Source organism: Undibacterium sp. Xuan67W (assembly GCF_049340165.1).
In the GTDB taxonomy this organism is placed as follows: domain Bacteria; phylum Pseudomonadota; class Gammaproteobacteria; order Burkholderiales; family Burkholderiaceae_D; genus Undibacterium.
Map to the genome: position 1 here is coordinate 104248 of NZ_JBMPPN010000004.1, position 14591 is coordinate 118838.

Sequence of the window (14591 nt, forward strand, 5' to 3'; positions counted from 1 at the left end):
TGCTGCCCGGCGACCAGTGATCGCCGCTGCCATTAATTAAGAAAGAATTTGAATATTGCCAGCTTTGTCGCCTTTAGGACCAACAGCAGCTTCGTAGGAAACGCGTTGATTTTCGGACAGACTCTTAAAGCCGGAAGACTGGATGTCTTGAAAGTGGGCGAATAAATCCGGACCACCTGCATCTGGTGTGATAAAGCCGAAGCCCTTAGCATCATTGAACCATTTGACTATGCCTGTTTGCGTGCTCATGTTATTTCCTTTTATTTTAAATATAGGCTAGCTTGCCTGAGAGGCACTTGAAACCAAGAGATGAAACCGGAGGAAGTAAAACAGAACGACTAGAAGAACAGCCATGCAGAATTGGGACCAACAATATGACAACTTGATGCAAGTACGAGACGGAATATACACGTTTACTTCTTAATCACCTAATTATATTTTCAGACATCATTTTATTTATCCGGCGACAAAATATCAGGCACAGACAAATAAGCGAAGCAGGTAACCACACCCAGCACAATTCTGAATAGATCACCTCAACACCGCGACCGCTCATGATACGGCGGAGCCCGATTGGAGATACCTCGATCACGCGCCAGGCTGAAAATAATCGGTCATTCAAAAACGGCGACCACAAAGCGACACCCAGTCCCCCATTCGTGAGCATATCGAGCAAGCCATGTGACAGTGTGCAAATACCGACAAAACACAATGTGCTCAGGCGTCCGCTGTGCAGGGTCCGAGCAAAGGTCGTCGCAATTAAAGCGATGCAAAAGGCACATAACATGGAATGCGTGAAACCGCGATGCCCGAACAGGTCTCCATACGCAATATGCAAGCGAAAACCCACAACGTCGAAATCGGGCAAAATCGCAGCGGCTATCCCGGCAACTAACAGGCACCGGCTAATTTTTTTGCTCCCTAAGCCGATACCCAATGCCAGCGGCACTGCGGTATGCGTCAAGATGGTTGGCATGATTTTAGTTCTCCCGGTCAGACCGAATGCCTGTTTCACCGTAGATAAAAAAGGACAAGGCAACGACAAGCAGGCAAGCACCGGACAAACCAAAAAAGAGATCTGACAACGTATCTGCAACACCAAGATTCATCATCGTACCGAACGCAATATCCGACAGATATTCTAAAAACTCCCAGAGAATCGCGGTTACCGCCGTCAAACCAACAGACAGCAATCCTTGAATCACAAGCGGTATCGCACCAGTCAGCATCTGGGCATGGCGAATCACAATCAGATAAAGATACGCCATCGCAATACCGCCAGCAAAATGCGTCGGCATATCCAGCCAGGGGAAACGTATATAAACATTAAATATCTTGGCGGCGACAGCGTAAAAAACGAAGACGGTGAACGGTGCCCACGCAGCGCGCCGGAATGAGGAAATAAGCCAGGTTTTCATAAGATTTTTAAAAAATTCTAGATGGGTACCGCAGCATCTATGGGCCTGCTGGCGTGAAAACAGGCTGCGAGGCGCATAGACGCTACGAGTTAAGTAATTAAGTCAATATTTCATCGACATTCCATCGCTATACCGTTGATATACGGTATACGGCGAGGTAAATCAGACCGCCGCGCTTTTCCCCAATTGATACCAATCTACTTTGCGCGTAATAACCATGATGGCGGACAACAAAGCGAATAGCAAAATACTGCCCATCACAAGTGCATTACTTTCAGAGCTCAGCAAACCAAACAAAGCGCCGTATAACAGGGTCAGTGCACAACCGAATCCCATGCCACGTTTCCAGCTTTGTAAAACATAGCTGAGGTAAAAACCCACCAGAAAAATACACGCACCACTTGCCATCAGATAGGCAAAGATAAAACGAATATGCTCGGACAAACTGACCAGTAACAAGAAGAACAAAGACAGCGCCAGACCCACCAGCAGATATTGAATCGGATGTATGGGTAATTGCTTCAGAACCTCGAACAGGAAAAATGCGGCGAAGGTTAAGGCGACAAACAACATGCCATATTTAATCGCCCGGTCCGCTTGAGAATACACATTGATCGGCTCAATAAAAGCGACACTAAAACTATCTAACCCTGGCACTGCTTGCACAGCAGCCATAGTCTCATCAGTCGCCGGTGTTGTTGTCGCACCTGATTCACGACGTGTCATCTGCTGCTGCGCTCCGCTCGACAAAGCAGAAATAGCCCAGGTTGCAGAGAAACCGTTCTGATCAATCTTACGATCCTTGGGTGAGGGCAAAAAACGTCCGCCGAATTGCGGATGCGGCCATTTGGACGCCAGAGTAATTTGATTGTTTTTAGCAATTGGTACGAAGTGCAAGCGCTCTATCCCGTCAACCGATAAATCCAAGCTAAATTTGACTGTATTGGCAGCTTTTAAATCCATCGGTTCGAGTGGTGCGTGCAGACCTGTTTGTAAAGAACGTAACTTACTCTCTTGTTTAAATTCATAAGATTTTCCACCCCATTGAATACGCGGAAAATTTCGTAATCCACGCGTATCACTGAGTCCCATCGCAATGAATGGCGTTCCTACATTCAGCTGCGAAGCTGGCTTGTCTTTGATCAGCTGGTCGATTACAGGCAAGACAAAATCGCCGTGAATACTGTGCTGGCCGCTGTAAGTCAATACCTTATGAATACCGCGATAACGATGATCGGTATCGATCGTGCCATTCACGCTGAGTTGGTTCGGATACACATAATGCCGGTGCTGCAAGGTGTATTTACGCGTGACGGTTTTCTTAGTCAGCTGATCAACCAGCTCCTCTTCTTCATAGGTCTCGGAATAAGGCAACACTAGTACCGGTCCCAGCAGAGTCTGCTCACTAACGGAATCCGCCGCAATACTACGCACAGCATCATCACGAAACCGCATGCGCTCGGAGATAGTCGATTGAATCATCATCAACGGCACACCAATCAGCAACATAAGAATGCCAATCATCATCGTCTTAAAAAATAAAGTTTTTTGCATATGCAACTCCAGATTGTAGGAATCGCCACTGTAAAAAACTTGTGTGCGGTGTTGATGCGTTTTGTGTGAAGTTTTTTGTACGAAGTGTTTTGTTATATAATTAACAATTAACTTAATTTTGATCGAATACGACCCCAACAGAGGCAAAATCAAACAAAAAAAATTACTGACAAGCGTTTTACTGTTTAGCCTGAGTTCTATTGTGTATGCACAGGCTGAGATAGCGCCACCCTTGGGTGAAGTCTTACAAGATGCACTAAAAAAAGGGGGAAAGATAACATTGGAATACTCCCTAAGTTCATCCACTGAAGCAAGTATGCGAGCGTTTGCCAACAGTTTGTCCGAACAAGGCTTCTTGGTTGAAACGCAATCCGTCAAGACAATAACGAACATACGATCGTCTACACCGTTGGGTGCAATCAGTCCGTCTGAAAAAGATAGGCAGACGTCCATAAGCTATTCTGTAAAAGCAAAAAAACTGGCGTCTTCAATACGAAGAAAGCTATGGCACTTTATGACGAATGCATGTAGATCTTTAGCCAACCAGATTCCACCTGCAGTTATTCTTTTACGCAAACCTCCGCCACTCATAAAAGCTCATTTAGTCGATGAGTTAAAAGTAAACCGAGTAATTTAATCCGGCAAACTGAACATAGCGCAAACCCCGCCGTCATCCCGGTTTGATACAGTCACACTCCCGCCATGCAATAACGCAACCTCGCGCACAAATGGCAAACCCAGGCCCGTGCTCTTCGCAGCATCCGGTCTTTCCAGCGAATAAAACCGGTCAAATATTCTCTCAATCGCGTAACCCGGTATACCCGCCCCATGATCTAGTACGGTGATTTGACCTGTCCTGTTTTGTCTGCTGACCATGAGGACAATCATGCTACCCGCGGGTGAAAATGCGATGGCATTATCAATCAGGTTGCCGACCGCCTGCCTCAATAGCAGGAGATCACCCTGCACCTGTATCGCTGGCTCGCTCAAACCCAGTTTTAATTGCAGTGATTTTTCTGTCAGACGGCTGATTGCGTCGGCCTTGACCTGTTCCAATAACTGGTTTAAATCAATGGTGACAATACTGTCTAACACTTGTTGTTTCTCGATTTTGATCAGGGCTAAAAGCTTATCGATCAATTGTTTCTGCCGCTGATTTTGTTCGATGATATTACTCAAAAAATGCTGGCGATCGGCGACGGACATATCCTCGGTTAACAGTTCTGCCGATCCCTGTATTGCGGCAATCGGGCTTTTTAGTTCGTGCGCCAGCGTATGCATCAACTGCTCGACATATTGCTTACCCTCTAACTTGTGCCGCATCGATTCGAGCGCGCGGCCAAGTGTGCCGATCTCGTTGTTGCCGAGCTTTGGTAGCGTCACTTTTTCGTCTTTCTCTACACTACTTGCATAACGTTGCAATTGACGTAAAGAATGGCTAAGCCAAAAAGAAAAACCCAGTCCGATCAACAAAGAACCGAGCAGTAGCCAGCCACTGCGACGCAGAATTTTTCGCTGGCTACGTTCAATAAAAGGAGTGATGGTAGAGATCGGTTTTGCGACGGTCAACGCTCCGATAATCTGGCCGCCATCAAGGATAGGGGCAGCAACATGCATGACTGTGGAGCTGTCGTCGAGAGGATCGCTACGTGTACTACGTGCTCCGTATTTGCCTTGCAGCGTCAGGTAGACGTCGTTCCAGCGAGAATAATCTTTGCCGACATCTTTGTTTTCCGAATCAAAAACGACAATACCGTGTATGTCAGTGATGTAGATACGATAGTCCAGAATCGCTTTTTGTACTCCGCTGATTTTGACATCAACGCTACGATGCACATAGTTTTGTAGTCTGCCGATCAGAGCCGCATGCTGCAAATCGCCAGCCTTGACATCTTCGGCCACCAGTTGCGCCAATAACTGAGCGGTATCAACCAGGGTGTCCTCAAGTGTGGCGCGGACACCGGGCTTCACTTCTTCGACAAAGACATTTAGCACAAACCAGGCAGCCAGGCCAACAACCAGGAAATAACCTAGCAGTATACGTAGTCCGATTTTCATGAGAGTGACAAACTATATCCCATGCCACGATGGGTCTGAATAGGGTCGTCCTGCTCATTAATCAGACGCAATTTGGCACGTAGCGATTTGATGTGCGCATCGACGGTACGCTCCAGCGTATCACTAGCGTCAGTCCAGACCAGATCCATCAATTGCGCGCGCGAGAATAATTGCTGTGGCCGGTCTATGAAGGTTTTTAGCAGCAAATATTCGTAACGTGTCAGCGCCAATATCTGGCCGTAATACGCAATACGCGCTTCGTCGGCACGCAGTTCGAAGCTTGATTTTTTCTCATTCGCTACATTTGCTGCAGCACTCTGGACCGGCTCTAGCCTGCGTAACACGGCACGGATGCGCGCTACCAGTTCTCGGGGTGAAAATGGCTTACTTACATAATCATCAGCACCGATTTCCAGACCAACGATGCGGTCAATTTCGTCATTGCGCGCTGTCAAAAAAATCACCGGTGTATACGAAAACTGACGCAGACGGCGACATAACTCAAAACCATTCATATCCGGCAACCCGACGTCGAGCACGATTAATGCTGGTGCCTGCACATCGGGTGAACGCAAAAAATCCAGTGCAGCCTGAGCCAGCGTCACATGATGCGGTGTAAAGCCATCGGTAGCTAAGGCATAGGCGAGAGTATCGGCAATCGCTTTTTCGTCTTCGACAATAAGAATAGTTCTGGACATGGCTCTTCAGTTCAGTAAAACGCGAAAATAAACTATCGCGGATGTAGCAAAATCATCGGGCATGCAAGTTTGCCTGTTGCACTCAGCTAGCTCTTTAGGTACAGAGGGCATAAACGCATGCCCGGTGATTAGGCTGTACGCCATCCACAACATGACTGCGCCGTAGAATATTTTCGGTAACCAGTCGGCTAGTTGCTGTTGAAACGCCGACAGTGCGGCTGTTTCGCTGTTCGCATGGCGTAACATCATCTCGGACAAAGTGCCGCTGCTTTCACCGGTCTGTATCAATCCTGTCGCCTGGTTATTTCCCAAGTAGTCGCAAGCAGCCAGGGCGTCTGCGAGCGTCATGCCTTGTTGCAGGCGGGGTAGGACTTGAGAAAAATCAGCGCGTATAAGCTGATTGCTGATGGTATTGCAGGCTTGGGGCAATGCATCGAATACGGGTAGGCCGGCTTCAAGCATCAAGCCAAGACTTTCAAAGAAATCTCTCGCATTACGCCGGACATGCATCGCACCAAGCACTGGCAAGGTGATCAGACTTTTTTCTACGCTATGACGCAATGCAGAGCCGGAGTTGCCATCTGACCACTTGAGAAAAAAACGATAACCTGCGAGGCCGAGGGCAAGCAGTAGAAACGGGCGCACTACGCTCCATAGGTAGGACGTCTTGCTGATCGTACCTGCGACGAGGGCCGGTAAAGGCTGTACCAGTAAGGCCAGGCCGAGTACCAGCAGCGGCATCCTCATGCGGGCTTTCACGGCTTTTTGCAGCCGGTCTTTTTCGGTGTAGGTTTCTGCCAGCCGTCGGTACATTATCGCAGGACTACCGGCGCTGATGGCGGCGCGTAGCAATTGCGCCTCCATATCGTTGAACAAACCTGACTGTTGACCCGCAGTTGCTATGTCTTTACCCCGCACCAGCAACTTGCGAGTCGCCTCCACACGGGCTTGCGCACTCGACGGCAACCTGATCAAAGTAAAAGCCCGGGCAGCGGGCAAACCAGCCTTTTCCAGCGCCGCGAGATGCGTGAATAATCCGGCACGGATGCTGTAGCTGAGAGGAGAAAAGTGATGGGATGGCATGGGCAACTATTTTAGTTGAATGCTGCTCTGCTCTGACAGATTTTTAGAATCAATGCACTGCAAAAATTGAGAACAGACGGGCCATGCGCGAAAATCAAGACCTCTCAATACAGAGACACCGAAGCACCGAGAAAGAACAAAAGTAAGCGACTCGTTGGAATATCGATTACAGGTTTTTTAGAAGTTCTCCATATTGAATCCGCAGACTGGATGCGGCTTCCGAAGGTTTTTCGTGCCGACAGGCACATTCTGCTTGCGGATTCGTTTTTTGAAGTGTTCTTGATATTGATATTCTATGAAACCGCTTGTTCCCGCTTTTCCTCTGTATCTCGATGTATCGATGTTTCGGTACCTCTGTGGTGAGCGGTCTTAGTTTGTGCATCAATCCCAACTGAACATCTTCACCAATCAGTTTTTATGCTAGCTGTATTTCATGCAGCATAAATAACTTGTCGTTGCTGCGTGTACGCGTGCGTGCAGCAACCTCGTCATACCAGTAGACAGCAGCATGCTGGATCTCAGTGTTAGGTTCAGCATGGTCAGCATAGTCATGCTGATTCAGTTCATTCCAGGTCTGTTCGCAGGCCTGCACCAGCCGATCTGCGCCGCCGTATTGCATCCAGTCCTGCGCCAGTCCGCTTAAATTCTTTTTGTGTAAAGACCCCAGCCACAGTTGCCGGTCAACGTCATGCGTCAATGGCAGCACCGCGCCGTCCGCTTGGACAATCAGGATAGGTGCTGCGTCGGTGATGTTCACCAGCGGATAAGCGGGGACCAGATGACGATGATAAGCGCTGAGTTGTTGCAGGCTGAGGGCATCGACATGGACTGTAACGCCGAGTTGTTGTCCTATTCTTTTTGACTCGGCAATGGCGACCAGTAATTCGAGTCCATCCGGTCTGGCATCGCTTAAGCTTGCTGCCGCACGTCCATACAAGGTCAGCGGATGCACCTGAACACTGCGGGCGCCTTGCTGTGCGGCGAGCTGTACCACGAACTCAAGACTGTCGACGTTGTGCTGCGTCAGCGTAAAGATCAGGCCAAACGGTACGCCGGACGCACGTATTATGGCCAGATGTGACAATGTTTTGGCGAAGGCACCTTTCTGCCCGCGCATCAGGTCATGTTCAGCCTCGGTGCCATCAATCGATATGGCAACTACGTCCAGATGATCGCTGATCTGCGACCAGCGTTGCGGTGTCGCCAGCATGCCGTTTGTGGTGATGCTGGTCAGCATGCCGAGTGCACGTGCCTGCTTCAGCAAATCTGGTAATCGCTTGTATAAAAGCGGCTCACCGCCGGACACAGCGAGCTGCCGGTAGCCCAGCAGCGCCGCGTCTTGCACACATGCCGACAACATATCCCAATCGAGTTGCTCACTCACCGTTGGCGCAGACAAGGTATAGCAATGCGCACATGCCAGATTACAGCGGCGGGTCGGATGCACCTGCAATACCGGCGCAATGCCAGTCGGACTTTCGAACAATTGGCCGCCGGATTGTGCATCGAAACGCGCATCGAGATGTGTGTCGGTCGCCGTCATGCCATCAGCCACCAAAGCTGCCGCCACGGCCAAGTTTTGCCCCGATATCCTGTATCTCTGGCAAACCCGGAGTGACATCGCCAAAGTTCAACTCCATCCTGACCAGGTCCGGGAAAGGTGTGCCGTCGATAATGATTTTTGGTGGATGAACCTCACCACCGTGCATGCGATGCCATTTCAGCCAGAACAAAATATCGTTACCGCAGCGTGGTGTATCGTCACCTGCATAGCTGAGCGACAATTGCACACCGGTTGCGCTGCTGCCACCGACGACGCGGGCACCCAACACATGGGCAGGCGATTCGTCGAGAGCACGGGCGATTTCGCGTACCGAGTCCTCAGTCAGTGTCCGGTTTTTCCAGGCACTTAATAGTTTTTCCGAACCGCGTAATTTTTGGTTCGATATGTCGTTTGTCATCACAATCTCCTCGTGAAAAAAATTTCTAGAACACCAGCGTGCACAAATGCCCGCTGACGTGCTTCACATTAGATGATAAAAATGACAATGCAAATTAATTAACTAAATGACACCGGAGGGTTGGATAGCTTTTTTTCAACTTTCCAGCCTTGAGATACCGATGCTCAGCGTAATTCTTTACGCAGAACAAGTTTGAGGCCAGACCAGACTTCATCAACGGCACAGACCTTGATATCGACAAAGCCAAGGGGCAAAGCGAACTCACGTATCGTGTCCTCGGTCACATTGCTCGGCACTTTAGACGCTTTTTTCGGCCAAGAGACCCAGATAACCGCATCCGCTTTCAGCGTGCCGCGAAAAGCCGCCAGAAGCGGTGCTAATACTTCTTTTTGCGTCACAAAAACATGCACGAGATCAACCTGTAAATCAGGCTGAGCGACAAACTCCACCAGAGCTGGGAGCGGCGCCAGAAGACTCAGGTAATGAGATGGCGCATCCATCACATACAAGCGATGCGACTCTTTGATACCGAGTTTTTTCGCCAGAGGCGTGCCAGAATAGCCGGAGGATAAAGGAGAGTTAGGAGAGCTCATGGGTCGCCTTTGCATTGATTGGCTGGAACTAATGAAGTCGGTTGGGAGAAATTAACGGACATAACCGGGGTTAGCCAATCGTTACTCAGCTAGTCGACTCCAGATACCTTGATTAATCAAGAGTATCAAAATTTTCTTTCGCTATTAGACCGACCTCTTGTTTGACTTCTTCTGGTGTCGGACTAAGAACTATCATCTCCAACTCAACGCGCAACGCGGACGCTAGGCTCCCAATATCGGCAAGTCATGCTTCATCAGGAATTAGCAATACCAAATCTGTCGCACCGACGTCTAGCCCTGCTTGAGTCAGCATCGTTGTTATCTGTCCGCGGTGATGAACTTGATGATTAAAAAAATGCATGATTAATCCGTAAAAGTCTTTTCTGCACTCGCCGCCTGACTTACGTTGATAAGTCAGGACATGCTCTAAATCGTGGTCGTTGATGCTGCTAATCCATCTCGAAATTACTACATCCAGCATCTGTCGTTGTGCCGACGATTCTGCGAAATCAACAAACAGAATTTGGTCAAGTGACTCGGGCTGCGCGAGGCCTAATACTGGATTCAATTCGTGATAGTTAGCCGGGTGAGTAGCGAAGCGTCTTAACCATAAGATGTCTCCTACCATAATGTGATTTAAGGTACCAAGGATAGACCGGAAAAATCCGCCATTGTCCTTTGCCAAATCCTCAGCCGACAAGGTTCCTGCCGCATCATACATTTTCGAATTCATCCATTCGTTGTAGGAAGCCATGAGGATTAAATGTTTCGTTATTTTTGACAAAATCGGCTTCCCTTTTTAATTGAATCGACATCCATTTAACTGCGACCTTTTATCAGCAGCTCGTGGCCGAAAGCGGCAGTTATTCGTGCACACTCTACACGAATATGGCAACTCACTTTAAAGCGTAAAGGAACTTCTAAAAACCTCCAAATTGAAAAATCGCATTGATGGGACTGATACAAAAACCAAGACATCTCAACGCGGAGACACAGAGAAACGCAGGAGTAAGTGGCTCCTTGAAATATCAATTAAAGGTTTTTAGAAGTCTCCCACAATTGAACCCGCGCTATCTATAAGCCTCCTGGCAGCATATTGGCTGCAGAGCCGCATAAAACCGGGGCATTCTGCTTATAAAGCTTATTTATACATACTTACTATCGTTAAATCGATGTTTACTTGCACTTTTAAAATACTTGATATACATTGAGATCAATAAATGACCATCTAAACGATAGCAAGTACCCAAAATGAAAACATCCAAATCCCAGCAAGAGCAAACCCGGCGCCTTGTGATTCGTACTGCGGTCGATCTGATGACGGAGCATGGTTATGAGGCGACGACCATGAAGCAGATTGCGCGGGCGGCGGGGATTGGTGATGCGACGATTTATAAGTATTTTCCGACCAAGGAAAAACTTCTGCTCGCCTATTACGAGTTATGCATCGACATCGTGCTGGAAGTCACGCTGGAGACGCCGGGTCTGGCGCAATTTAGTTTGCAAGAACGCTTACAAAGACTGGTTGATGCCTTGCTTGAACTCTTGCTGGCGGACCGTGAATTTGTCGAGATCACGCGCACGGTTGTCGGCAAATCGCCGCTCCTGATGATGCGGGATCAGATGCCGGGACAGCAAGCCTTGAAGACGCAGATAGTAGCTTTTATCGATGCGGCGGAGCAGAGCGGTGAGATCGCTGCGTGCGATTTTAAAAACTTGTTAGGTGGTTTGTTCGCGGACTATCTGTTTGCCGTGATCGCCTATTGGCTCAAGGATGAGTCCGAAGAATTTTCTGATACCACCCAGCTGGTAGATCTGACGCTGGCAGTACTGGTGCTGGCGCTGAAGAGCGGCGTGGTGAATAAACTATCGGAACTGGCCAGCTTCTTAATCCGGAATCAATTGTCGCGTGTGATGCAAAACGGCTCAGGTTTGTTGACTATGCTCAAACTTGCTAAACACGGCTTCAGTACTGAAGCGGGTGTCAAAACACGGATCTGATTTGATGAGCAAAAATCCTCCTTCCAGCAAACTCGGTCGCAGCGCAGTCAGCGGACTGGCACTCGCCCAGGTCGGCATCAGCCATGTCGGCCACAAAGCACGTCAGCTCACGCGCAGTGACGAGGCCAAAATCACGGCTCAGGATGAGCATGAAGCCGAGTTGGGGCGCATCTTGTTTCGCGCTCTCAATCAACTAAAAGGCACCGCGCTCAAGATCTCGCAATTGCTGAGCATGGAGGCAGATTTTCTTCCGGCTGGCATCCGGCGCGAATTAGCCAAAGGCTGTTATCAAGTGACGCCGCTGAACCGGGCACTGGTGCATAAAGTCTTCAGCCGCGAATTCGGACAAGCACCTGAGCATGTGTTTGCTCAATTTGATGCGACCTCGTTTGCGGCGGCTAGTCTGGGACAGGTCCATCACGCGAGTCTGGCCGACGGTACGCAACTCGCGGTCAAAATTCAATACCCCGGCATTGCTGCGTCGATCAGCAGCGATGTCCGTATGCTGCGCGGCTTGCTGCATACCATGTCACTTGGCTCTGATCTGATTCCGCGTAAAGAACTGGTGGATCGCAACATGAGCGAACTCGAACATAAGCTCGCCGAAGAACTCGATTACGAGCATGAAGCCGCGCAACTGCGCTGGTTCGCCAGACACGTACGCTTGCCGGGCATCGTGATTCCGGTACCAGTCGCAAGTCATTCCAGCCAGCGCATATTGAGCATGCAGCGGCTAGATGGATTGCATCTCGATGAATGGCTGGCGACCAATCCGGATCAGGCTACGCGCGATCATTTCGGGCAATTGCTCTTCGACTGGTTCTGGCACAGCGTCTGCGAACTTGGTCGTCTGCATGCCGACCCGCATCCCGGTAATTTTTTATTCATGGCGGATGGACAATTGGGTGTGCTGGATTTTGGTTGTACCAAATCGATCTCTAAGAGTTTTTGTACCTCAATGGCGAAAGCCTGGCGCGGATTATTGGACCAGAACAGAAGCTCGTTTGCTCCCGTGCGGCTTGCGTATATCGAACTCGGACTGATACGAGCCGATCTGAGTCTGGAGGATTTTGAAACGCAATTAATACCCGCCGCGACGGCGCTGGTTGAATGGCAGCTACAGCCTTTTACGATGCAGCGTTTCGACTTCCGGCATAAAACATCCTACCCGGCACCAGATACCGGTCATGGAAAAATCCTGGTCAAACTCGCGCTGAGCTATCACGAGGACATGCCATATTTTGATCGTGCCTACATGGGCATGATGCATATGCTGAAAAAAATTGGTGCCGTCGTTGATACCCGTAATCCCTGGTTGAATCCTGAGTTGCACTGATTAGATCACCGTCACCGTTATCAAGGGAGTACTCATGCGTCGCGTCTATCAATATGCTTACCACTATGCCATCGCCAGCGATTTGCCAGAGCATTCGCGCATCACCCATGTATACGACAAGCCGGATCTGGCCGATGCATACGCTGTGCGCCTGCCGGCAAACGCCATCGACGATCCGGAACTGCTGGCACGATTTATCTTTGCCCAGCAAGCACCCTGGGTCAAGTCGTTAATGGGATTGCGCGATGTGCTGGTGGCAGGTTTTGGGCTAAAGACCTCGCGCCAGCTAGAAGCTGCCGGTGCCAGAGATGGCCAGCATATTCAGATTTTCAGGATCATAGAAAAAAGTGCCGGTGAAATCGTCTTAGGCGAGAACGACAAACATCTGGATTTCAGGCTGTCGGTCATGTTGCATACGACAAGCACGAATAATGAACTGCAGCGGTATCTGACCTTATCGACCGTCGTACATTGTCATAACACGCTGGGGCATGCCTACATCCGCCTGATCGCACCATTTCACCGTGCAGTTGTGCAATCGTTCTTGCGCAGAGCGGCGTTAAAGGGATGGCCAGTAATTAAAACGGACTAGAACACTTCTCACCTTATTTTGATCAAAAAATTCTACCGTATCAGCCTCTTCAAACTTGGTAGTATTTTCAGCAAATTAGTTGACCAAATGTCAGGCGTTTTTCCTAGCAATTCGGTGCTTATGTTCCATGGTGTTGTTTCAGCGTCCTTCTGCAAATAAAATTATGGTGTACAGATCAAGAACGCCCAAAACCATACCTGACTTATGGCAGTGGAAACACCAGACATGTGGTGGTCGCATGCGCATAGATTTTGCCGCTGGCATCCACGATGCGGCCTTCGGCAGTACCGACCTGACGGCCGACCTGGATCACTTTGCCTTCGGCGCGCACGGGTCCGGTTTTATCGGTTAATGCACGGATCAGGTTGACCTTGATTTCCAGCGTTGTATAGCCCACGCCTTTTGGTAACATCGACTGCACCGCGCAACCCACAGCGGAATCGAGCAGGGTACAGAAATAGCCGCCGTGCACGCTGCCCAGCGGATTGTAATGCTGACGTCCTGGTGTGCCCTGAAACACGATGCGGCCAGCCTCCCCTTCAACTGGAAAAAAATCCAGCGTCTTGCCGATATGTGCCACCGGAAAATCGCCTCTCAGGATGCATTGTAAAAATTCCAAGCCGCTGAGCTCTTTCATTTTTTCCAGCGGAATCACGCCGGGCTCTTGCATCCGTGCGCGGACTTCCGCTTCTTTTGCCAGCCATTGTTCCAGGACTGTGGTGTGGGTGTCGCTCATTTTGCTTCCTTCGGAAATAAGACCATTTGCGTACAACGGAACAAAGCGATGGTTTTGCCTTTGTGAGTGACGGTGGCATCCCAGACCTGGGTCGTGCGCCCCAGATGAACCGCATGGGCTTTGACCTCGACCAAGCCCTCGCGGGCAGTGCCGAGATGATTAGATTTGAGTTCGATCGTGGTAAAGCTGCTGGCGCCTTCCGGGAGATTGCTGATGCAGCCATAACCGCAAGCGGTGTCGGCCAGCGTCACCACACTGCCTGCATGCAGGAAACCATTCGGTGCCAGCAATTGCGGCGTGACGGTGAGTTCGGCACTGACAGTATTGCCTTCCAGCGCAGTGATGCGTATGCCGAGATGTCCGGGCAAGAACTGGTTGCCGAATTGGTTTAAGCCTTCAGGTGTGAGGCTGCGTTTGGTGTGCGCTGTATCCATGGGGTTCCTGGCGATAATGTAATTGGGGGGTCATTGTAGATATTGCGGAAAGACTCGCATAGTGTCAGTATTGACGCAATTAGTGCAAATACTGACACGCATTCTGTAAGTCTCTGACCTTAACAAC

At 49.6% G+C, this 14591-nt stretch carries 16 protein-coding genes; 3 read left to right on the forward strand and 13 right to left on the reverse strand.

What is annotated here, in order from left to right:
- Positions 1–36 precede the first annotated feature (36 nt).
- From ACO0LE_RS04900 to ACO0LE_RS04950, 11 genes are all read right to left on the reverse strand, one after another.
- The gene (locus ACO0LE_RS04900) at positions 37–249 is read right to left on the reverse strand and encodes a cold-shock protein (RefSeq protein ID WP_262837176.1); all 213 of its coding nucleotides are present in this window, start codon (positions 247–249) and stop codon (positions 37–39) included.
- Positions 250–424: 175 nt separating this feature from the next.
- Positions 425–976, reverse strand: a complete 552-nt coding sequence (locus ACO0LE_RS04905) for a metal-dependent hydrolase (protein ID WP_422959303.1) — start codon at positions 974–976, stop codon at positions 425–427.
- 4 nt (positions 977–980) lie between these two features.
- Complete coding sequence (locus ACO0LE_RS04910; RefSeq protein WP_422959304.1) at positions 981–1418, reverse strand: hypothetical protein; 438 nt, start codon at positions 1416–1418, stop codon at positions 981–983.
- Positions 1419–1580: 162 nt separating this feature from the next.
- Positions 1581–2972, reverse strand: coding sequence for a cell envelope integrity protein CreD (gene creD / locus ACO0LE_RS04915; RefSeq protein WP_422959305.1), 1392 nt, complete (start codon positions 2970–2972; stop codon positions 1581–1583).
- 633 nt (positions 2973–3605) lie between these two features.
- On the reverse strand, positions 3606–5030 hold the full coding sequence (creC, locus tag ACO0LE_RS04920) for a two-component system sensor histidine kinase CreC (protein WP_422959306.1): 1425 nt from the start codon (positions 5028–5030) through the stop codon (positions 3606–3608).
- Positions 5027–5728, reverse strand: a complete 702-nt coding sequence (gene creB / locus ACO0LE_RS04925; protein WP_422959307.1) for a two-component system response regulator CreB — start codon at positions 5726–5728, stop codon at positions 5027–5029. Before creB ends, creC begins: the two co-directional genes overlap by 4 nt.
- A 6-nt stretch (positions 5729–5734) precedes the next feature.
- Complete coding sequence (locus tag ACO0LE_RS04930; RefSeq protein WP_422959308.1) at positions 5735–6811, reverse strand: type II secretion system F family protein; 1077 nt, start codon at positions 6809–6811, stop codon at positions 5735–5737.
- Between the two features lie 415 nt (positions 6812–7226).
- Positions 7227–8381, reverse strand: coding sequence for a radical SAM protein (locus ACO0LE_RS04935; protein WP_422959309.1), 1155 nt, complete (start codon positions 8379–8381; stop codon positions 7227–7229).
- Positions 8359–8772: a hypothetical protein gene (locus ACO0LE_RS04940; RefSeq protein ID WP_422959310.1), complete on the reverse strand. Its 414-nt coding sequence runs from the start codon at positions 8770–8772 to the stop codon at positions 8359–8361. Before ACO0LE_RS04940 ends, ACO0LE_RS04935 begins: the two co-directional genes overlap by 23 nt.
- 164 nt (positions 8773–8936) lie before the next feature.
- Positions 8937–9365: a DUF3052 domain-containing protein gene (locus tag ACO0LE_RS04945; protein ID WP_422959311.1), complete on the reverse strand. Its 429-nt coding sequence runs from the start codon at positions 9363–9365 to the stop codon at positions 8937–8939.
- A 244-nt stretch (positions 9366–9609) separates the two neighbouring features.
- On the reverse strand, positions 9610–10149 hold the full coding sequence (locus ACO0LE_RS04950) for a DinB family protein (protein ID WP_422959312.1): 540 nt from the start codon (positions 10147–10149) through the stop codon (positions 9610–9612).
- Between the two features lie 467 nt (positions 10150–10616).
- Here ACO0LE_RS04950 and ACO0LE_RS04955 point away from each other — a divergent pair, with 467 nt between their 5' ends.
- The 3 genes from ACO0LE_RS04955 to ACO0LE_RS04965 are packed head-to-tail and all read left to right on the forward strand — an operon-like array spanning position 10617 to position 13294.
- Positions 10617–11366, forward strand: coding sequence for a TetR family transcriptional regulator (locus ACO0LE_RS04955; protein WP_422959313.1), 750 nt, complete (start codon positions 10617–10619; stop codon positions 11364–11366).
- Positions 11367–11370: 4 nt separating this feature from the next.
- Positions 11371–12702 (forward strand): ABC1 kinase family protein, encoded by a 1332-nt coding sequence (locus ACO0LE_RS04960; RefSeq protein ID WP_422959314.1) that lies wholly within the window; start codon positions 11371–11373, stop codon positions 12700–12702.
- 34 nt (positions 12703–12736) lie between these two features.
- Complete coding sequence (locus ACO0LE_RS04965; RefSeq protein WP_422959315.1) at positions 12737–13294, forward strand: DUF2867 domain-containing protein; 558 nt, start codon at positions 12737–12739, stop codon at positions 13292–13294.
- Positions 13295–13496: 202 nt separating this feature from the next.
- On the opposite strand, the gene ACO0LE_RS04970 is transcribed toward ACO0LE_RS04965, so the two are convergent.
- Both ACO0LE_RS04970 and ACO0LE_RS04975 read right to left on the reverse strand, forming a co-directional pair.
- The gene (locus tag ACO0LE_RS04970) at positions 13497–14030 is read right to left on the reverse strand and encodes a PaaI family thioesterase (RefSeq protein ID WP_422959316.1); all 534 of its coding nucleotides are present in this window, start codon (positions 14028–14030) and stop codon (positions 13497–13499) included.
- The gene (locus tag ACO0LE_RS04975) at positions 14027–14464 is read right to left on the reverse strand and encodes a PaaI family thioesterase (RefSeq protein WP_422959317.1); all 438 of its coding nucleotides are present in this window, start codon (positions 14462–14464) and stop codon (positions 14027–14029) included. The genes ACO0LE_RS04970 and ACO0LE_RS04975 overlap by 4 nt, the downstream gene beginning before the upstream one ends.
- Positions 14465–14591 lie beyond the last annotated feature (127 nt).